Raw genomic sequence first — 19,761 nt, forward strand, 5'->3', positions numbered from 1 at the left:
TTGATATAGCAACTTTTGTAATCTCTTACATTTTATGTTGACAACTTGTACGTACAAGTATAATATAATGAACGAATATAAAGAAAGCGGTTTAACAAAGGAGAGATATTATGGCACAAACAAGTCAACTGCTTGCACCAGCAAATGGGACTGTGATTGCATTAGCAAAAACATCTGACCCCATCTTTGCCCAAGGTACTATGGGGCAAGGTTTTGGCCTGACCCCAACTGATGGTCAGGTTGTCGCCCCAGTAAGTGGTAAAGTTTCAATGGTTGCCGACAGCAAACATGCGATCGGAATTGTTACTAACGATGGACTCGAAGTCTTAATCCACATGGGGGTTGATACGGTCGGTTTGGCTGGCAAACCATTCCAATTGAATGTCGTCCCTGAACAAGAAGTGCGTGCGGGAGATGCCATTGCTACTATGGATCTTGAGCAAATTCAAGCAAGTGGCCTTGACACTACCATCATGGTACTTATTACCAATTCAGCCCAGGTCTTATCAGGTTTAGACCTGACTGAAGGCGCAGTTCATAGCGCAGAACCAGTGGCAACTGCCTTTTTAAAGAGCCAAGAAGAAGCGCATGATAGTTCCAAGAAACTCTCGCATGCTGAATTAGCTAAGTTTATCGTTAAAAACGTTGGGGGCAAAGCTAATGTTAACAATGTGATCCACTGTATCACGCGGTTACGTTTCTACCTCAAAGATGAAGGTAAGGCCAATGATGAAATCTTGAAAAACCAACGAGGTGTCCTTGACGTAATGCACGCTTCTGGCCAATACCAAGTGGTAATTGGCAACGAAGTTGTGCCGGTTTTCGAAGAAGTTGTTAAAGAATTAGGCGACCTCGGTGATGCTCCTACCCAACCACAGGTAGATAACGGCAAAAACCCTGTCTCCAAAGCGTTTGGTAACTTGATCGGGTTCATCACCGGTTCAATGAGCCCCGTTGTAGGTGTTATCGCTGCCGCCGGGATTTTAAAGGGCCTGTTAGCATTATTAACCCTACCGCAACTGGGGGCTTTGCTTGATGTCAAAAGCACTGCTTACATCACGTTGTCAGCTATTGGTGACTCAGCCTTCTTCTTCCTGCCAATCTTAGTCGGTTTCAGTGCTGCTAAACGGCTCAACTCTGACCCAATTATCGCTGCGGTTATTGGGGGCGTCCTCGCCTATCCTCAATTAATTGAATGGGGTAAAGCATTTAAGACAATGTTCGAAGTTGGGGGCTTTAAGTTCCAATTCCTGAATTATTCTTACTCAATCTTCCCAATGATCTTAGCTGCTTGGCTGGCTAAGAAGTGTGAAGATTGGCTCAAGAAAATTTTACCAAGTTACCTCCACATGATTTTCATTCCTCTGATTACCGTTCTGGTTGTATCAGTGATTACTTTGGTCATTACTGGTCCAGTCATCCAAGGTGTTGCTAACGGAGTGGCCGTTTTAATCAACTGGTTGGTTTCTGTTTCCGGTTGGGCCGGGGGACTTATCATCGGCGGTTTCTACCAATTACTGGTCATCTTCGGGCTTCACTGGGGTGTTGTCCCACTAGTTGCACAACAGATTGCAGGGACAGGTCAAAGTGCTTTGAATGCTATTATCTGTTCAACTATGATCTCCCAAGGGGCAGCCGTTCTGGCAGTTGCACTCAAGTCCAAGAAGGAAGACACCAAAGAACTCGGCTTTGCAGCAGCTATTTCTGCTTTCTGCGGGGTTACCGAACCAGCTATTTACGGGGTTAACCTCCGGTATAGAAAAGTCTTCGTTTCTGGTTTGATTGGTTCCGCTGCTGGGGGCTTTATTACTGGTCTATTCCACGGAACAATGTTTGGATTCACCGGCGGTTTGATTGGATTCTCATCCTTCTTCAATCCACAACATCCAACTGATTTATCTAGTTTCTATACATTCTTACTTGCTAGTGCAGTATCAATCATCGTCTCCTTCATCATCACTTGGGTATGGGGCTACAATGATCAAATGACTATGGGTAAGAAGGTTGCTAAAAAGCAACGGCCAGGTTCAACCAAGTAATATATCCTAACCGCTTTTACTAAACATCTAATAAAGAGAAAATCCGTACCATGTTCACTCGCTGGTACGGATTTTTTTGGTTTTGTCTAGTACACTGCTTCTTTTCGCTCTCCATCTGCACTGTAGTGGACAAAGTATTCCGTTAATTCTTCATCACAAAAAATATTCAACATCCCTGCAAAACCTTCAGCCAATGGGCGTCGCTTCAACTCTTCTAAGGTCATCCATGTTAATCGCCCCTCAGCCGATTCCCTGAGCTTCCCACTCTGAACCTTTGCAATGTAACAAAAAACAATATAACGCCGATTTTGAGCATCATTGAACTGCTTCAAACCACATAAACGTGGTGGCGTAATCTTTAGTCCCGTTTCTTCTTTGATCTCACGGACTACTGACATATTCACAGGCTCTCCCGGCTCAACATGCCCTCCAGGAAAGGTTAAGCCAGGCCAAGCAGGATCAGTTCGGTCAAGGACTAATACTTTGCCATCTTTTTGGACCATACACATATTAGTTAATGTTACTGGTTCGGTTCGATCTGCCATCATGATTCCTCCTCTTTAGGTGCATTCATTGTACCACTGTCAAACTATTATCAACCATACTCTGACTAACTTTTTATTATCATTAATATCATTTTTTATATTGATAAAATTATTAATTTTCTTTAATATAACCATCATTATAGCAAATTTATCTAATTAAATATTTCAAAATTTAAATTTTATGCGTTATTATGGAGGTGTAGTTTATCTCTTTTTATTATAGAAAGGACGACTTACATGAAATTAACTAAACAATTGAGCCTTGCAACGCTCGCAACTAGTTGTTTATTATTCGGCGGAAGTTTAACTGCACATGCCGCTGACGCAACTTCACAAAATAGTACTGCCACCTTGAATATCTCACAGGACGATCAGTCAGCCAAACTCTCCCTGGATGCTGTGCCAAGTTTTGCTTTCGGAACAGTAACTGCTGATCAAGTCTTCAATGGTGGTTCAGTTGAACAAGATCTTACCACCAACAATACTGTGAAAATTACCGACACCCGTTTAGATCAAAACGGCTGGAACCTCGCTGTTTCCCAAACAACTGCTTTTACCAATGGTAATAGCAAGATTGCTGGGACAATGGCTGTCACTCCAGGCACTTTCTCTTTTAACAATGGTACGGCTACTGGCTGGACTTGGGGACAAAACCCATTTAGTTTAACTCTTCCTAACGCTTCTGCCACCCAAATCGCCAGCTCTACTGGGGCTAACAAGGGGAGTGCCAGCGCTACTATTTCTCATGCTAAGTTTACCTTCTCCAGTCACGACTCTTTAGCAAGTGGTGACTACACTGCTAACTTGACCTGGAATTTAACTTCAGCACCAAATGTTGACGTAAGTAAATAATTTTTAGAGAAGGTTATCCAAATGAAAGTAAAAACATTTACCCAGGTTATCCTGACCTTGGTGCTCGGATTTTGCTTTCTACAGAAGCCGGCTGTTCAGGCCGCAGTCGCAAATGATGCGGCGCAATTTACAATTAGCCCTGTATATCCGCGGGAACAAAGACCGGATACTACGGGCTATTTTGCTCTTAAAACGCGCCCTAAAACGACGGTTCCTGTAAAAGTCAAAATCACCAACCTTAATTCTGACACCAACGTTGACTACATTGTTCGCGTAGGTAACGCAACAACAACGGATAATGGTGCCATCAACTATACAGATTTCAAGACTAAAAAAGATCCCACTGCTGCTTTCCAATTAACCCAGTTTGTTCCTAAAAAAGAACGAACTCAACAAGTAACAGTAGCAGCCCATAAATCAACGACTGTTTCCATTAATCTCCGTCTTCCCCGACAAAAGTTTAATGGAACCATCGCGGGTGGTATTTATGTTGAGCGTATGACTAATGCTCATGTTGATCCCAAGAGTAAACTTTCGGCACAGAATCACTTTGCTATGACATTGCCCGTATTGATCAGTCAGCAAGAGCATCCCGATCAAGTCGCCCAAATGAAACTCAAGGCCGTCAAGGTTCAAAAGGGGCCTAAAATCAGTGCTACCCTACGCAATACACGTCCCGTTTTATTTGGCAAATTAAAGATCAATGCCCAAATCACCAAACAGGGACAGACAAAAGTCCTGGCCCAACGCCAAGTCCAAAACTACCAGGTTGCACCCAATTCAACATTTAACTTCCTGGTCACTGACCATGATCAGCTTGGAGCAGGTAAGTATACCCTAACGTTGCACCTCCAGTCAGGAAAAAGGAAATGGAATCTCCGGCAAAACTTTACGATCACAGGTAGCCAAGGTGTACCGTTTGCCAAACAAAAAGGCTGGTTGGGCCTTTCACAATTAATTTGGCTCTTGATTGGCTTTTTGGTCTTGTTGATCGTTATTTTATGTGGGATAATCATTGCCCAAAATAAACGTTTAAATAAGAAAAATAAGTAGTGTGAACATTATGCGAATTAGTTTTAAACCTTTTCTTGTCTTACTAAATCTCATTTGCGGTATTGGCTTGGTCCTCAGTTTACCGCCGACAACAGTGACAAAAGCTGCGGATATCACGCCGATTAGCGGTTCGACCGTCACTTGGCCGACTACTGCGTTTGCGACTTGGACCGAGGGATACCGTGAAGCTGGCATCATTACCCGTAATAAGTATGGGATTATGCTAGATGATAACACTCCCATCGCTGAATACCGTGATGGGAACAATATCCATGTTAATTACAACATTTTAGCTCATATTAGCTGGAATAAAAGCTCTGCAACCCGCTACTATGTCGTAACCGAAACTAACGGCCAGATTTCCGGTCAGGAGCTAGACAGTAGTAAGGTAACACGTTCCAAAGTTCAGGACTTCTCACGGACCGCGCTTTGGAATGTTAATTTTAACCTGGGAAATATTAAGGCTGATCGAATTCAATTGTGCATCTTCGATAATGACTCCTCATATGGTTTCTGGAAAACCAACGGGGTGGCTGATGATGGAACATACCCCTACGTCATGAGCACTCCGGTCTTAGGTTGGAATAGCGTCCAGCATGATACTCTGGGACAATTATCTGGTCATTACTATGCGGGGCAATCAATTTCTTATGAAATTACTGCCCCCCGTCTTCAGACAGGCTTTGAGAGCTTCTTTAGTATTGATACTTTAAACAACGCAATTGACGGTCCCCAAGTTAGCCAAAAGGTGGTTGCCAATGCCCTCCAAACAAAATACGTCCTCAAAACAGATCCCAGCGTTCTAAGCACCGCTATGGATGGAATTACAAATACTAGTGGGGATCAGTTTGGAATTCCCGTGAAATTTGAATATCCCTTACCTTCTGCTCCCCAAGCTATTACGCTCCAATATGGTGGTCTCAAGGCAATGGTTAGCACTCAAGATACATTGACGAATAAATCTTTGAATACTGCGGATCATTTTGATCCTGCTATGCTTAAATCAATCACGCAAAATTTAGGAACTAACCTAACTTACCACTGGTATTACACTACTGGTAAAGAGTTCAAAGATGTCGCCTCTGACTTTGGTTCTAATAAGGCCACTGGAACGTTGGGGGCCGACTGGATGACTTTGGCAGCTAATGACCGCTTTGTCCAGTACCTCGCGCAACAGGAAAACACGGGCAACAAGGTTTATCTCCAGCTCAGAGTATATTCAGGTGATTCTCTGGTAACTGTCAGCAACCCTGCTCAGATTCAACTTCAGATTCCAGTGCTAAAAGTCCCAGCAGTAATCGACTTTGGGAGCATTGCCGCAACGACGATTTACAATGGGGGCAGCAGTTCTTCACAAACAGCTGCAACGGATACTGTCAGCGCCTATATCCCTAACGCTAGCACCGCTAATTGGCAACTAACAGCGGCTATCACAACGACCGCAACTACCCACCGCATTACGACACTCAACGGTCGCTTAGAGATCATGGGACAAGTCCTTAGTACCACTCCTTCTACCGTAGCTAACTTCACGCAAGGAAATGGAACTAGTGGCGAGTTCACACATTCTCTCAATGCTAAGATTTTGTGGGACGGGTACCACAATCCCCTTGATACAACTAGCAATTATCAAGAGAATATCACTTGGAATCTCACCCCCAAAACAAATATTGCAGCTTCGCAGTAAAGTGGCGAGTAATATTACTGTTTAGACATTAAAAATGACAATGATGACATTTCTTGCTTGACACTGTATGTAAAACACGCTAGAATGACTACAATTCAATAAGGTCCTTTAATGTGGTCCCGTGAGGCCTCAAAAGACAACGTGTTTCCTACTCCTTTGATCTATGGGAGTGGTAGATTAGTATAGCTTTTGGGCTCCTCGAGTTCAAAAGCTATTTTTACATTTTAGGGCTAATTTTAGGAGGAATATTTATGTCACACCGCGATGATGTCATCCTTGACATCCACGAACGTCCTAGTTTTGGACAATGGATTGGTCTTTCCATCCAACATATGTTTTCCATGTTCGGTTCAACCGTCTTGGTTCCAATTCTGGTAGGTTTGAACCCAGGGATTGCCCTCTTCAGTTCTGGGGTTGGTACCCTCATGTATATCTTGATCACCCGGGGAAAAATCCCCGCTTACATGGGGTCTAGTTTCTCATTCATTGTCCCAATGCTGGCTTTGATGAAAACAACCGGTTACCCAGGAATTGCCCAGGGGACAGTGGCTGTGGGGATGGTTTATCTCATTGTTGCCCTGATTATCAGTTTCTTTGGTTCTGATTGGATCGATAAGGTCTTACCCCCAATTGTCGTTGGTCCAATCGTCATGGTTATCGGGCTTTCCCTGGCTGCTACTGCTGCTAAGGATGCCACAATGAACGGTAATAACTACGACTTGCGGTTCTTTGCTGTTGCAATGATCACCCTGTTAGTAACAATTGGTTTCAACATGTTCCTCAAAGGCTTCTTGAGTTTAATTCCTATCTTACTCGGGATTATTGCTGGGTATATCGCTGCTCTCTTATTCGGAATTGTTGACCTTAGTGGAGTGCAATCAGCCGCTTGGTTCAGCTTACCAAGCTTCCAAATTCCATTCATCAGCTACCACCCTCATATGTACTGGGGCGCAATCCTCAGCATGGCCCCAATTGCCTTTGTGACAATGACTGAACACATGGGCCATATCATGGTGCTCAACAAGTTAACTGATCGGAATTTCTTTAAGGATCCTGGCTTGACCCATACCTTAGCCGGTGACGGGACTGCTTCTATCATCGCTGGATTTGTTGGTGGACCTCCTGTTACTTCCTACGGGGAAAACATTGGTGTTTTAGCCATCACTAAGGTTCACAGCGTTTATGTCTTAGGTGGAGCTGCACTTTTTGCCATCATCTTCAGCTTTGTTGGTAAGTTAAGTGCTTTGATCGAATCCATTCCTTCTCCGGTAATCGGGGGGATCTCCTTCCTGCTCTTCGGGGTAATCGCATCCAGTGGGTTACGCGTTATCGTTGACAAGCAGGTTGACTTCAACAAGAAGCGTAACCTGATGATTGCTTCTTCCATCCTGGTTATTGGGATTGGTAATGCCTACCTCCAATTAGGTCAATACACTTTCTCTGGGCTAGCAGTTGCATCCGTCCTCGGAATTGTTTTGAACTTGGTATTACCAGACAAAGCTTTCAGCGAACGCTAAACAATTAAAGTAAGTATTGCCCAGGAAATATTTATTATGTCTGAAAGTGTGGGTTAGGACATAATTATGATTTCTCAGCAATATTGAGCTAAAAAAGCAGTGAATGCTATTATCAGCACTCACTGCTTTTTATATTATTTCCTTTAATTCTACACTCAGTATCAATGATTGGCGTCACTATCTGCTAGTAATTTCTCCTGTAAAACCACTGCCTGATTGTGTAGCTCATCCTTGGCACTATACAGAAGAATCAAACAAGCTTGCTGCTGAGCCATAGCTAGTAACTCCTGGTAAGCAGGATTATCTGCTAATTCCGCCTGGTACCGCACTTTAAAGTCAGCAAACTTTGTCGGATCATGAGCAAACCATTTACGCAGTTCGTTGCTCGGTGCGACTTCCTTCAGCCATTGGTCTAAATGCGCTTTTGCTTTAGAAATACCCCGTGGCCATAACCGATCAACAAGTACCCGGTAACCAGTAAGATCTGCTGGCTGCTGATAGATTCGTGCTATCCTAATTTGCATATATATTCCTTCTTCCCTGCTTTTCGTGCTAACCTAAGCATAAAACCTCTGAAAGGATGATGCAATCTTGTTGACCCCTTATCAAAAATTTTTCACTGGGCGTCCCACTCCCCGGATTGCCCAAGATCTTCTGGGAACTACCTTGTATTACCATGGTCCTAAAGGAACCGTTGGCGGATTGATTGTAGAAACAGAAGCTTACCTAGGTGAAAACGACTCTGCCTCCCACGCGTACAATGGACGGAGAACCGACTACACTGAGTCCCTTTATGGTTTACCAGGAACAATTTATCTCTATCAAATTCGTGGCCATTACTGCCTAGATATTGCTGTTCAAGCGCAAGATGTCCCTCATGGGGTGCTAATCCGCGGTTTAGAACCGTGTCTTAATTCCGAGCAAATGGCTACTAATCGGCGGCAAACTGGTTTTGCCATCAGTAATGGTCCTGCTAAACTGGTTCAAGCATTGGGAATCAACTCGCGCAAGCTAGATGGGCAACCTTTAGAAAACAATATCTTAACTATCGATATTGCCCACCACTATATTCCACGAGAAATAGCCGTTAGCTCCCGGATTGGCGTTAATCTTAACAAGAAAGATGGCAACGCTCCCCTGCGCTTTTATGTTCAGGGAAATCCCTATGTCTCCCAGATGCGCAAACGAGATATGGATCTATCCAAGCATGGTTGGGACTAATTGTTCCAATTTACGCTATACTAAGACCTAAAAAAGAATGGAGTGGTAGTGATGCGTACCCGCCTGAGAAGAGCCACTATGGCTGATTTAGAACCGCTACAAGTAGTTAGTGTTTTAACCTTTTTCAACTCTTATAAGAGTGATGCTGATGTCCTCGATATGACAATTTATACTCAGCATGAACTAAACCTATCTCATCTCAAAAACGAATTAGCTGATGAGGACAACGAGTTCTACCTCATTGAAGATCTCGATGAACATGTCATTTTGGCCTATACTAAATTAACTCGCACACCAGAGTTCGAAGGCGTCCGGCCCCAAAATAGCAATGAATTGTTAGAGATTTCTCGGCTTTATACCACTCGCGGTTTTGCTGGTCACGGCTTGGGCAAACAGTTGTTGCAGCATGCCGAAAAACGCGCCCAGGAACTGGGAATCCAAGAATTAGTGCTCTGTGCTTGGAAGTTTAACTTTGGCGGTCTAAAATTCTACAAGCGTGAAGGCTTCGTTACGGTTAAGGAGATGGATTATCCGTTAGGCTATGAGCTCCGTCCATGCCCAGTCATGTATAAGCACTTATGATTTTAATTTAAAAGAGGTCACCAAGAACGTGTAATTCTTGGTGACCTCTTCTTAGTTTAATCAAACTAGTTTAGATGTTAAATGCCATCCTCTTCTTCATCAACAGGACGCGCTGTTGCTGCTGGACGAGATGAAACGCCAAATTCACGAATTCCCGCCTGGGCAGTAGTTACAATCTTAGCCGCTAAGTCATGGGAGCTGGTAAATTGATCCAATCCCATTAATGCATTTTCCAATAAGGAAGCTACATTGCAACCACAAACTACCGCGATATCCTGATCAGGATGCGTAGCTTTGAGAGTGGCAGCTTGCTTGTAAGGCGTTCCCCCTAAAAGGTCACAGAAAAAGACTGTGCCTTGATCTTGGGTTAACGTTTCTTGAAGCTTATTAGTCAGGGTTTCTTCATTCATATCAGCGGTAAAGTCAACGTATTGAACACCACTCACATTACCTGCTAGTAGTTGCACTGTTGAAGCAATCCCCGTGGCAAAATTACCGTGACCTGTCACTACAATTTGCATTTCTCTTCCTCCCTTGTTAATTTTGACAATTATAAGATTCCTAACCAGGAACAAATGATTGCCAGCACGAATGTAATGATGATTAACATTACTGGGCTAACATTCTTCTTTTTAACCAAGTAATACAGTAAGAACGTGTATCCTAATGGCAAAATATTAGGGAAAATGTTGTCAAAGAACTGCTTTTGAATTGAGATTGTAGTAGATGATGTAACTGCAATTTTTGACTTAACCGTAATTTGAACGTAAGTTGCAATCAAACCACCAATAACGGTACATCCCAAAACGCTAGCAGCATGGGAAACAATCGCTGAATCTTTCCGAATTTGTGAAACAGCCTTTGAACCTGCACTATAACCTAATTGAGCAATCGGAATCCGCGCTAAGAATAATAAGAGATAGACAATAAAGAACAACAGTGGTCCTAAGATACTGCCTTGCTTAGCAAAAGATGCAGTAATCCCCGCAACAATTGGTAAGATAGTGAACCATGTGATCGCATCCCCGATCCCGGCTAAAGGACCGAACAAGGCCACCCGTAATCCATCAATGGTTTCCCGGTCTTCGCCATTTTCTTCCAGAGATAATTCTAACCCCATCAACAATGGTGCTGCATAGTTGTTGGTGTTCATAAACTGCAGGTTTCCTTTGATTGCATCACTTAAACCCTTTTTGTCGTCCCCGTAAATCTTCTTGAGGGCCGGCAAAATAGCTAATGTCCAGCCATCAGCTTGCATCCGTTGGTAATTCATCGCTGATTGGTTCCAGATTGACCGCACCCCAACCATCCGAATATCTTTCTTGGTTAATTTACCCGTGTGCTTAGATGCCATCTTCTTCACCTCCGTTAGCGACGTTTTCTTCTACTTCACGTAATTTTTGTTGTGTATCCCGGTTATTCTTTGCCCGTTCAAATTCAATCATTGCCAAAGCAATCCCGATTACAGCCACTGGCATTAAGTTACCGAACTTGATGAAGCAGGCAGCAGTGAACCCAAGTAACAAGTAAGGAACATATTTGCCCTTTAACATGCTCTTGAGCAACATTGCAAACCCAACAGCTGGCAAGATCCCACCGGCGATTTCAAAGCCGTGACTTAACCAAGTTGGCATGGCGTTGACTAAGCCCTTCATTGGTGCTTGGGCTGCATAGATACATAAGAAAGTGAATAAACCATAAACTACCGACACAATCACTGTTGGTGTGATTACCAACCGGGCAAACTTCCCAGTTTCAGCTTGATCAGCGTATTCATCCAACTTCTTAGTCAGCAATGAGAATGCTGAGTAGAAGAAGAGAATTATGTATTGCATCAAAATTGAAAATGGTAAGGACAAGCCAATCGCAGTGGTTGGTGTATGTCCTGTTGTGTGTGCCAATACTACCGTCATAATCCCCGCCATAATTGGGTTAGGTGGTTGTGTCCCCCCAACTGGAGTTAATCCGGCAAAGGCTAATTCAGTCAAACCACCAGCAACGATTCCGAGCCGTAGGTCGCCCAGAAGCATCCCGGTTACTGTGCAGACAATCATTGGCCGGAAAATATAGAAACCTTCCAACCAAAAGTCGGCCCCAGCAATAATGGCAAAAATAGAGACTATAATCCCTTGGGTCAGTGTAATCATTGTATTACCTTCTTTGCTGTTTTTTTCTTATCGACTAGAACTTTTGTAAAACTTGTTCCTTATCTTCTGGAACATCCTTGATGTAAACCTTCACTCCGGCATCAATCAGTCCGTTGATTGCATCCTTATCGGCTTGATCCATGTACACCTTCTTGGAGATTTGTTCTTTACCATCACTGTAATGCATATTACCAACATTCACTTCTGTAATTGGCACGCCCCCCTTAACTAGGGTCAAAACATCAGCTGGTGTTTTGACAACTAGAAAGATATGTTGCCGTGCGCTGGCTTTGTGAATAGTTGAAATTGTCTTATCCAAAGTCCAGAACCGAATCCCCACGCCAGCAGTTTCTGCTGTCGCTGTCATTAATTCCTGTTGTAATTCATCTTTAGCTGCTGCATCGTTGGCCACCAACAGTAAGTTAGCTCCGATTGCTGAGGTCCAAACAACCCCTACTTGACCGTGTACCAACCGGTTATCAATGCGAGTTAACACAATGTCAGGTGTACTCATCTTAAAACTTCCTTTCTCGTTATCATGCGTCATCAAGTGGAGAGGTAAGAGGCCCGTCACATACGCCTTTTCTAGGTAAACCATCCGGTCCCGATCATACCCCCTACGTTCGAAAACATATACATTATCATGAGTATGATCCAAGTACTGCTTTGTCTGTTTTGACGCCCGAACAACAGTCACACTGAGGGAAAAATTGCTTGTTGAAAAGCCGTATTTACGGCAAATTAAAGGAATAATCTCAGTGTGCTCAAGTTCGGAGAGGGTAATTTGTGGGAAACGTTCATATGCAATAAACACTCGACGGTACATCACCCGTTGACTATCAGCGGTATAGGTCTTCTCAATTTTATAAAGATAGCCATCGTTGTTCAGTCCCATTTGCTGCTTGATGCCTTCATAGCGGTAGTCTGTTACCACCTGAAAACGATCAATCGAACTAGACGGATGGTACCCCATTTGCGCGATGATCTGTTCGGTATTCCAAAAATCGATCCCCTGGTTACGCCGTTCCCGTGGAGTAACAAATGTTCCCTGCCCATGTTTGGTGTAGACATAATTACGCTTTTGTAATTCTGCTAACGCTTTACGGACGGTAATCCGGCTCACTTGATACTGCTCACCCAGGATCTTTTCTGATGGAAGCTTATCATCTTCATGCCAAGCACCTGCATCGACCTGATGCATGATTGCAACCATCATTTTTTGATACAAAGGAACAGATTTTTTTGCCACGAACTAACCTACTCTCTCAACTTGTTATGTTACTATAACAACAGTTATAGCATAAAACTCTCACCCCTCGTTGTCAACGTTTACATTAGCCTGTTTTTATGCTATTTTGGCTTTAGTTACTTATCCTAAATTGAATCTTATTTTTATAGATTCACACCTGATTTTACATAACAATTTTGTGCCAAGGGAGCTGAACATCATTAATAAAAAGGACCGCTTGAAATTAATAAAAAGTGAGTTATTAAAACGCCACTCACTCAGTCTTCATGATATTATGCGTCTCACTGGGGCTTCACGCGATACGACCCGGCGGGACATCTTAACCTTAGTTGAACAAAACGATGCTGAACGTGTTTACGGTGGAATCAACCAACCTCACTCATTTAGTAGCCGTTTAGAAGATCTGAGTAACCGCTCGGTTGAAATGACCCCGGTCAAGGACAAGATGGGACGCTTGGCGGCCCAGATGATCGGTCCAGATGAGATCGTCTACTTCGACGTTTCTTCAACAATTAGTTTCATCCCCCGCCACCTCGACAACTCCCAAAGCCTGTTAGCTATTACCAATTCACTCGAAGTGGCCGAACAACTCCTCAGCAAATCCAAAGCTAAGGTGCGGATGCTAGGTGGGACATTGAACCGCGAAATGCGGTATACTACGGGAACTAAGCCCTTAATTGATATCGGGAGCTACCACTTTGATGTTGCCTTTATTAGCTCGATCGGGATGACCGAACGGGGGATGTATTATGCCTTTGATGATGAAATTGACTTCAAAAAAGCCATCATTGAACACTCTGATAAGGTTGTTTTACTGGTTGACAGTACTAAAGTTAATAAAATGCACAACTTTTTAGCATTGAACTTCAATGATATTGACATCATCATCACCAACAAACCGCTCCCCGATAAGATCGTGAACGTTGCTAACCAAAATAACGTTGAAATTTTTTATACCAACAATGACGGAGGCGACTGGCTATGACTAAAGCATTAATTTTTGATATTGATGGCACTTTAGTTGACTCGGACCAAGCCATGATCGGCTCAATCCAGTTGGCGCTCAAACAAGAGTTAGGACTCGATTTATCTTTCACTGATCTTGCTTTCACTAAGGGCATTCCTACGCAAGTTTCTTTACAACGTTTTATTGATGATCCTGCTGAGATTGATCGTGTTGAAGAAGTGGTTAATCACTTCATTGGGAAATTAGTCCATACCGAAGAGCTTTTTCCTGGGGTAGCTTCTACCCTCCGACAGTTGGCTCCAGATATTCAGTTAGGGATTGTTACCTCCAAAACATCTGAAGAATTCAACAATGAGTTTGTTCCTATGGGCTTAATGCCGTTGTTTGATACTGTTATCACAGCTTCTGACACCGACCGCCACAAACCCCATCCTGACCCGCTTGAATTAGCCCTCTCGCAGTTGGAGATTCCCGCTACTGAGGCTATCTATGTGGGTGATACTAAATATGATTTGGAGATGACTCATGCTGCTGGCGCGCAATTTGCTTTAGCCCGTTGGGGGACTGCCGGAACAACTGCTTGGCAGCAAGAAGCAGATATTGTTTTAGCCCAACCAACAGATATTGCTCATCTGGTTCGCTAAATTATTCAAACTACAACATACAAAAAGCATGGGAGAAGATTCCCATGCTTTTTATCTTATTTCAAAAATTCTCTAGCTCCGGCGGTTGGCACTCACATTCAGGATACGGACTGTATTTAAACTCGTTATAATGATCGTCAATACTGATAACCAACTTGGAAAATACACTGTATGGGCATAGAGCGTAACATAGAGTAATGCTACATCCAGGATCGCTAGCAGCAAGCTAAACCCCAGCAAAAAAAGTTGCGGTCGGTACCGCATATTATCCCAGATGATCACTATCTCATTTAGTAGTAACGCTACCAACATTCCCGTCTGCATCCAAAAACTCATTATTATTCCTCCTATTTGCTCATCTTTTTTAATGTCTTGAATGAGCTAGTTGCCACAATCATCCAACCTAAGAACGAGAATATCCCCGGGATAATTTCGACTGTTTGTTGGATCATAGCTACAACCAACCATAACAACATTAAGATGAACACAATGTGAAAACCGATCGCATAGTTTTTGACGCGTTGCGGTTGTTTTTGTTTTATTACCCGGGCAATAGTGAGTACTTCATCCATCAACATTGCCACAGCAAATGCCATTTGTAACCAAAAATCCATCGTTTTTCGACTCACTTTCCTTCTCAGTTTCCAGTTCTAATTTATCACGTAACCCCACTTTTAGACTAAGTCACCTGACGATGAGCCCGTAACGCTAATAATAATGGGATGACCAATACGTGTAAAGCAAAGATCACCACAAAGGTCAGCTGATAATCAATCAGTGAAATTAACCAGCCCCCAAAAACTGGCCCCACAGCGCTGGCTAAAGATGTAGCCATGCTATTTAGTGACTGCAACGTTGCACGGTTCTCATCAGTAGCAAACCGGTTCAAAAAGACCGGCGCAGTCGAAAAGAGGATCATTTCCCCAAAAGTTTGACAGGTGATCCCAATTACAAAGAAACTGTATGTATTTCCGTAAATAATAGGCAGATAGGAAGCCATATAAAAGATCGTTCCCATAATCAAACGCATCTTCTCATTGTGATAAGTATTACGAAAAGTCCGTGCCACTAATGGTTGTAAAAGGACGATTTCACCTGTCGAAATAGTAAATAACAAACTATAATGTTGTACTGGAATCCCATTAGCAATCATATAGATCGACATATTTGAGCCCCATTGTTCATAACCCAACCACGTAATAAATAAGGCCCAGCATACAGCTAGAATACTAAAAACAGTTTGACGGTCCGCACTAAAAAGATGATATTGTGGTCGTTTCGCTGGTTGTACGGGTGAAATTGTTACTTCTTTGAAAGTAATTTTGACCATAACTAAAGCTACTACTACCAATAAGGTGGTCAAAATGAGTACCCACCGAACATTGACCGCATACAATATTCCGGAGAGTCCGGTTGAGAGGGCAAAACCGATGTTACGCATCCAGTAAGCATCGTTGAATATTTCTTTATCTTCTTTTTGCAAATGGGCCAAATACCCATTAATTGCAGAGATTAATATTCCTAGACCTAACCCATACAGGGCTAGTGCTCCAGCGTATAGGGGCCACTCTGGCCATAGGGACATTAAAAGTCCCACAAAAATAGCAATACTTCCCCCAATATAGTATGTAGGTTGTTGGCGCCACTCATCAAACATTCGGCCACCCCAATAATTTCCCAGCATCATTGCCAACGCCCAAACCATCAGGACCAAGCCTGCCGTAGTCAATGATTTGTGCAAACTTTGATGGACATATAGGGTTGTGATTGGGAGAGCCAGTCCTTGTCCCATATTAGCCAAAGTATTTGTCATTAATACCGCACCGTTTTTTGTCCGCACTTATTTCGCCCCTTTCCTGTACTATTGTTCGGTTATGCTCCAGAGGAGCATATTTTTTCCGCAGTAAGATTTACTTTTTGCTATTTTATATTCATAGATTCACAAAAATGAAACCGATTTCTATCTATTGTAGCTCTATTCCCCGTTAACGAGAAATCAAAGCATTTACTTCCTTTAATTTAGAACTCTTTCTCCCTTATACTTTAAGTGATTAGGGGGAGCAACACCTAACTTTCTAGAAAATCATACCTCGCACCCTATTTATGTTGCTTCATCCTAGCCATAGTACTCACTGAGATTAATCATGATCATTAGTCTCAGTGGGTATTTTTTATCTTTTTTGCAAGTTTTGAAAACAACCCACTATAATCAAGTTGGATTTTCATGATGATGCAAATGATGCAAAAAGTTTTCAGAAAGTTACTCTGATTCACTCGGCTAAAAACTTATTCATTGCTTGATATACTTTGCGGTGGTCCTTTTCAAAGAGGACTTCATGTTTCATATGTGGCATTAGTATTGTTTGAATATTGTGATATCCGCTCTGCTTTAAGCGCGCCACTGTATCCGCAATTCCTTTTTTCCCCCCGGTGATCTGATGATCGTCTGCTCCCACTAAATTTAAAATTGGCAAATGTGGTTGTCGACACTGCCATTGAGCAGGATCTTTGAGACGAAGATCAGCCTCAACCAAAGTCTTCATACTCCCTAGTGGATAGCGTTTGATCATCATTGGGTCTTGCCGCACACGGGCAATATTGTCCTGATTATAGCTTAACCAACTGTAACCGTTAATCTGGTTACCACACACGCGCGCCACCAAATTCGATACTTCATCATCTTTTTTCACCCGTTGTACCAGTCTGATTAGACGCATTCCCAATGGAGCCAACACATTATAGTTAGGCGTACCGGTCATTATTAATTTACTCAACAAGTGATCATGGCGTTGCAGGTATAGGCGGGCAATAAGGGACCCCATAGAGTGCCCGTAAATAACTACCTCACTCTGCGGATAATGCTCTTTGATCCAGTTAGTTATCTGAACCTGATCAGCAACCAACTGGTCAACACTCTTCATTAATCCAAAGGGATCATCAGCAGAAACCGAATGACCATGCCCCCGATTGTCTGAAAGTACCACTGCATACCCACTCTCTTGTAAATACGTTGCTAGTGGCAAATAACGCTCTTTATATTCCATGGCCCCATGAATAATCTGTACCACCGCCCGGGGCTGCGTATAATACAGTGGTGGCAATTCTAATACTGCCAACCGTGTAGCGTTGTGCGTCGCGAGTGTATGGGCAATTCTTTTTTCCATGTAATGGACTCCTTCCTATTCGGACCAGATTCTCCCTTTCTCCTTACTAGGATAGCAGATCCTTAGCAATTTGTACCAATCGCCAATAGCCCATAAATTATTAAAAAAATAGCAAACTGAAATTTCAGCTTGCTATTTATTGCTATTATCGTTTTTTATACGCCTTACGTTTAGCTTTCGCTATCTTTTTAGCATGTTCTTTCTTAGCGCGTTCCTTTGCTTCTCTTTCAGCGCGAATCTTGTATGGATTGTTAAACAAGAGTGTTTGCAATGCAGAAAAAGCATTAGAAACTACCCAGTACAGCACTAAGGCCGATGAGAAATTGAGCGCCATCACAAAAATCATGATTGGCATCCCATACGTCATCGTTGTTGTCATAGTGTTGTTTTCTGGCTGACTCATCATGCTGAGTTTAGAAGTCAAATATGTAAATAACGCAGCTAAAATTGGCAAGATAAAGTATGGATCCCGATGTCCTAGTTGTGTCCACAAGAACGTTCCGCTCTTAAGAACGTCAGACCGATAAATTGCTTGATATAATGCAAACAATACCGGCATCTGAACAACTAATGGCAAACATCCTGCCATCGGGTTAACTCCTGCTTCAGAATATAACCGTTGTTGTGCAGCAGCCAACGCTTGACGCGATTCAACGTCTTTCCCAGGATACATCATTTGCAATTCCTTTAACTTAGGTTGCAATTCCATCGTTTTCCGGGTAGAGCGAATTTGCACAATCATCAGCGGCAAGATCACAATCCGGACAATAATGGTAAAAATAATGATCCCCCAGCCGTAACGGTCACCAAACACATGGCTAAGACCTTGAATGGCCCGCACAACGTTCCAAACAATATAATGATCCCAAAAACCAGTTGAGTGGGCGGTAATTGGAGCTTGCTTGCTAGCACAACCGGATAGTAAGACCAGCAGTGGCAATACTCCGGCTAACGCCAACATTCTTTTCTTATTTTTCATTTGTTGCCGTTGACCTCACTTTTATTCCTCATCTAGCACCTGGGCTATCTTTAAAACATGTACCAAGTGCCCTTTGAGTTCTTTCATTTCCATCCAGGAGACGGTAGGACGAGCAATCACTAAGAAATCACAATCCTGCTTTAATTGGGGTTTGAGTTCAGTCAAACTTTGCCGGATCCGCCGTTTAACCCAATTACGAGCAACTGCATTCCCGATCTTTTTGCCAACAGACAACCCCACCCGGAAATGTTCCTGGTTTGGTTTTTCTAAAACATAAACCACAAACTGCCGATTTGCATAGGATTTCCCCTGGGTAAAGACTGTTTGAAATTCCGCTTCTTTCTTTACGCGGTATGATTTTCTCATTAGATCTATCTCCATTCCCTGCGCTTAACTCAGCACAGGTACAACTCTGTCTTTACATAATAAAAAAGACCACTGACGGTCCAGTGGCCTATGCAGATAAAACTTTTCTGCCTTTACGGCGGCGACGTGCTAAAACCTTGCGACCGTTGCTTGTGCTCATACGCTTACGGAAACCGTGCACACGTTGACGGTGACGCTTCTTAGGTTGGAATGTTCTCTTAGTCATGAAATACACCTCCATTCCTGTTCTGTACTTTAGACATACTTGTAATCTTACTAAACAAGTGCGTTTATGTCAAATTCAAACTTACCGAATAATATTAACATACCTCGCCTTAAAAGCAAAGGCGAATTGCCGTCATACCACTAATAATTATCCACAATAACCTCTCTTCTCCTGTGTCCCTTTGTGGATTACTCCCCAAACTCTCATCTTTAAATTCACACCTTCATCCACTTTCTTATCCCCAAATCACATCTTGGTGATAAGGTTATCAACACCCCTGTGGATAGATTATATAAATCAAAACCATCCCTGTCATATAAGGGTTTTAAATTAACTACATGCTTGTGGAAAACGACGGTTATCAACAGGGTGTTTTTAATGTCCTCGCCACTTGTGGATAACATTATTTACATCCTGTTCACACTGTTTTTATTTTTTGCACAACCTTGTGGAAAAGTTTTTTTGCTAATGCTAAAATATTTACGTGTCATTTATTATTATTTTATAGAAAGGAGGAAGTTTA

The 19,761-nt window shown here is 42.7% G+C and carries 22 protein-coding genes; 9 read left to right on the plus strand and 13 right to left on the minus strand.

The window, feature by feature from the left end; genetic code table 11:
* Positions 1 to 110: 110 nt before the first annotated feature.
* Positions 111 to 2,039, plus strand: coding sequence for a glucose PTS transporter subunit IIA (locus V3C97_RS07660; protein WP_338434190.1), 1,929 nt, complete (start codon positions 111 to 113; stop codon positions 2,037 to 2,039).
* A gap of 86 nt (positions 2,040 to 2,125) precedes the next feature.
* Here V3C97_RS07660 and V3C97_RS07665 read toward each other — a convergent pair whose 3' ends face one another.
* Positions 2,126 to 2,584, minus strand: a complete 459-nt coding sequence (locus tag V3C97_RS07665) for an 8-oxo-dGTP diphosphatase (protein WP_268889183.1) — start codon at positions 2,582 to 2,584, stop codon at positions 2,126 to 2,128.
* 237 nt (positions 2,585 to 2,821) lie between these two features.
* Between V3C97_RS07665 and V3C97_RS07670 the strand changes: the two genes are divergently transcribed.
* The 4 genes from V3C97_RS07670 (at position 2,822) to V3C97_RS07685 (ending at position 7,693) form a co-directional block, all read left to right on the plus strand.
* Positions 2,822 to 3,436, plus strand: coding sequence for a WxL domain-containing protein (locus V3C97_RS07670; protein WP_268889132.1), 615 nt, complete (start codon positions 2,822 to 2,824; stop codon positions 3,434 to 3,436).
* A gap of 21 nt (positions 3,437 to 3,457) precedes the next feature.
* Complete coding sequence (locus V3C97_RS07675) at positions 3,458 to 4,489, plus strand: DUF916 and DUF3324 domain-containing protein (RefSeq protein ID WP_338434191.1); 1,032 nt, start codon at positions 3,458 to 3,460, stop codon at positions 4,487 to 4,489.
* 10 nt (positions 4,490 to 4,499) lie between these two features.
* Entirely contained in the window at positions 4,500 to 6,176 is a 1,677-nt protein-coding gene (locus V3C97_RS07680; RefSeq protein ID WP_338434192.1) for a hypothetical protein, read from the plus strand.
* Between the two features lie 251 nt (positions 6,177 to 6,427).
* Complete coding sequence (locus V3C97_RS07685) at positions 6,428 to 7,693, plus strand: solute carrier family 23 protein (protein ID WP_009552600.1); 1,266 nt, start codon at positions 6,428 to 6,430, stop codon at positions 7,691 to 7,693.
* 161 nt (positions 7,694 to 7,854) lie between these two features.
* Here the strand turns inward: V3C97_RS07685 and V3C97_RS07690 are convergent, their stop codons facing one another.
* Positions 7,855 to 8,217, minus strand: a complete 363-nt coding sequence (locus tag V3C97_RS07690) for a DUF488 domain-containing protein (RefSeq protein WP_338434193.1) — start codon at positions 8,215 to 8,217, stop codon at positions 7,855 to 7,857.
* 67 nt (positions 8,218 to 8,284) lie between these two features.
* On the opposite strand from V3C97_RS07690, the gene V3C97_RS07695 reads away from it, so the two are divergent.
* The gene (locus V3C97_RS07695) at positions 8,285 to 8,914 is read left to right on the plus strand and encodes a DNA-3-methyladenine glycosylase (protein ID WP_338434194.1); all 630 of its coding nucleotides are present in this window, start codon (positions 8,285 to 8,287) and stop codon (positions 8,912 to 8,914) included.
* A 51-nt stretch (positions 8,915 to 8,965) separates the two neighbouring features.
* Positions 8,966 to 9,496 carry a GNAT family N-acetyltransferase gene (locus V3C97_RS07700; RefSeq protein WP_338434195.1) on the plus strand — a complete coding sequence of 177 codons (531 nt, stop codon included), beginning with the start codon at positions 8,966 to 8,968 and terminating at the stop codon, positions 9,494 to 9,496.
* A 77-nt stretch (positions 9,497 to 9,573) separates the two neighbouring features.
* On the opposite strand, the gene V3C97_RS07705 is transcribed toward V3C97_RS07700, so the two are convergent.
* Genes V3C97_RS07705 through agaB form a run of 4 tightly spaced genes read right to left on the minus strand, consistent with a single transcriptional unit; the run spans position 9,574 to position 12,892 of the window.
* Positions 9,574 to 10,017, minus strand: a complete 444-nt coding sequence (locus V3C97_RS07705; protein ID WP_338434196.1) for a PTS sugar transporter subunit IIA — start codon at positions 10,015 to 10,017, stop codon at positions 9,574 to 9,576.
* A 29-nt stretch (positions 10,018 to 10,046) separates the two neighbouring features.
* Complete coding sequence (agaD, locus tag V3C97_RS07710) at positions 10,047 to 10,850, minus strand: PTS galactosamine transporter subunit IID (RefSeq protein ID WP_268889139.1); 804 nt, start codon at positions 10,848 to 10,850, stop codon at positions 10,047 to 10,049.
* Positions 10,840 to 11,643, minus strand: a complete 804-nt coding sequence (agaC, locus tag V3C97_RS07715) for a PTS galactosamine transporter subunit IIC (RefSeq protein WP_338434197.1) — start codon at positions 11,641 to 11,643, stop codon at positions 10,840 to 10,842. Before agaC ends, agaD begins: the two co-directional genes overlap by 11 nt.
* Before the next feature lie 34 nt (positions 11,644 to 11,677).
* Positions 11,678 to 12,892 (minus strand): PTS galactosamine transporter subunit IIB, encoded by a 1,215-nt coding sequence (gene agaB / locus V3C97_RS07720; RefSeq protein ID WP_081581121.1) that lies wholly within the window; start codon positions 12,890 to 12,892, stop codon positions 11,678 to 11,680.
* A 217-nt stretch (positions 12,893 to 13,109) separates the two neighbouring features.
* Here agaB and V3C97_RS07725 point away from each other — a divergent pair, with 217 nt between their 5' ends.
* Both V3C97_RS07725 and V3C97_RS07730 read left to right on the plus strand, forming a co-directional pair.
* Positions 13,110 to 13,877, plus strand: a complete 768-nt coding sequence (locus V3C97_RS07725; RefSeq protein ID WP_051012840.1) for a DeoR/GlpR family DNA-binding transcription regulator — start codon at positions 13,110 to 13,112, stop codon at positions 13,875 to 13,877.
* A complete protein-coding gene (locus V3C97_RS07730; RefSeq protein ID WP_338434198.1) occupies positions 13,874 to 14,503 on the plus strand; it encodes an HAD family hydrolase in 630 nt (209 codons plus the stop codon). The genes V3C97_RS07725 and V3C97_RS07730 overlap by 4 nt, the downstream gene beginning before the upstream one ends.
* A gap of 72 nt (positions 14,504 to 14,575) precedes the next feature.
* Here the strand turns inward: V3C97_RS07730 and V3C97_RS07735 are convergent, their stop codons facing one another.
* The 7 genes from V3C97_RS07735 to rpmH form a co-directional block, all read right to left on the minus strand.
* Positions 14,576 to 14,839: a hypothetical protein gene (locus V3C97_RS07735; RefSeq protein ID WP_317294223.1), complete on the minus strand. Its 264-nt coding sequence runs from the start codon at positions 14,837 to 14,839 to the stop codon at positions 14,576 to 14,578.
* Between the two features lie 11 nt (positions 14,840 to 14,850).
* Positions 14,851 to 15,117, minus strand: a complete 267-nt coding sequence (locus tag V3C97_RS07740; protein ID WP_009552623.1) for a hypothetical protein — start codon at positions 15,115 to 15,117, stop codon at positions 14,851 to 14,853.
* Positions 15,118 to 15,182: 65 nt separating this feature from the next.
* Entirely contained in the window at positions 15,183 to 16,343 is a 1,161-nt protein-coding gene (locus V3C97_RS07745) for an MFS transporter (protein ID WP_338434199.1), read from the minus strand.
* A gap of 430 nt (positions 16,344 to 16,773) precedes the next feature.
* On the minus strand, positions 16,774 to 17,667 hold the full coding sequence (locus V3C97_RS07750; protein ID WP_027826215.1) for an alpha/beta hydrolase: 894 nt from the start codon (positions 17,665 to 17,667) through the stop codon (positions 16,774 to 16,776).
* Positions 17,668 to 17,812: 145 nt separating this feature from the next.
* On the minus strand, positions 17,813 to 18,646 hold the full coding sequence (yidC, locus tag V3C97_RS07755) for a membrane protein insertase YidC (RefSeq protein ID WP_338434200.1): 834 nt from the start codon (positions 18,644 to 18,646) through the stop codon (positions 17,813 to 17,815).
* Positions 18,647 to 18,667: 21 nt separating this feature from the next.
* Positions 18,668 to 19,012 carry a ribonuclease P protein component gene (rnpA, locus tag V3C97_RS07760; protein ID WP_338434201.1) on the minus strand — a complete coding sequence of 115 codons (345 nt, stop codon included), beginning with the start codon at positions 19,010 to 19,012 and terminating at the stop codon, positions 18,668 to 18,670.
* An 88-nt stretch (positions 19,013 to 19,100) separates the two neighbouring features.
* Entirely contained in the window at positions 19,101 to 19,238 is a 138-nt protein-coding gene (gene rpmH, locus V3C97_RS07765) for a 50S ribosomal protein L34 (protein WP_009552632.1), read from the minus strand.
* Positions 19,239 to 19,761: the final 523 nt, after the last annotated feature.

The sequence above is a fragment of the Ligilactobacillus saerimneri genome (assembly GCF_036689625.1).
In the GTDB taxonomy this organism is placed as follows: Bacteria; Bacillota; Bacilli; order Lactobacillales; family Lactobacillaceae; genus Ligilactobacillus; species Ligilactobacillus saerimneri.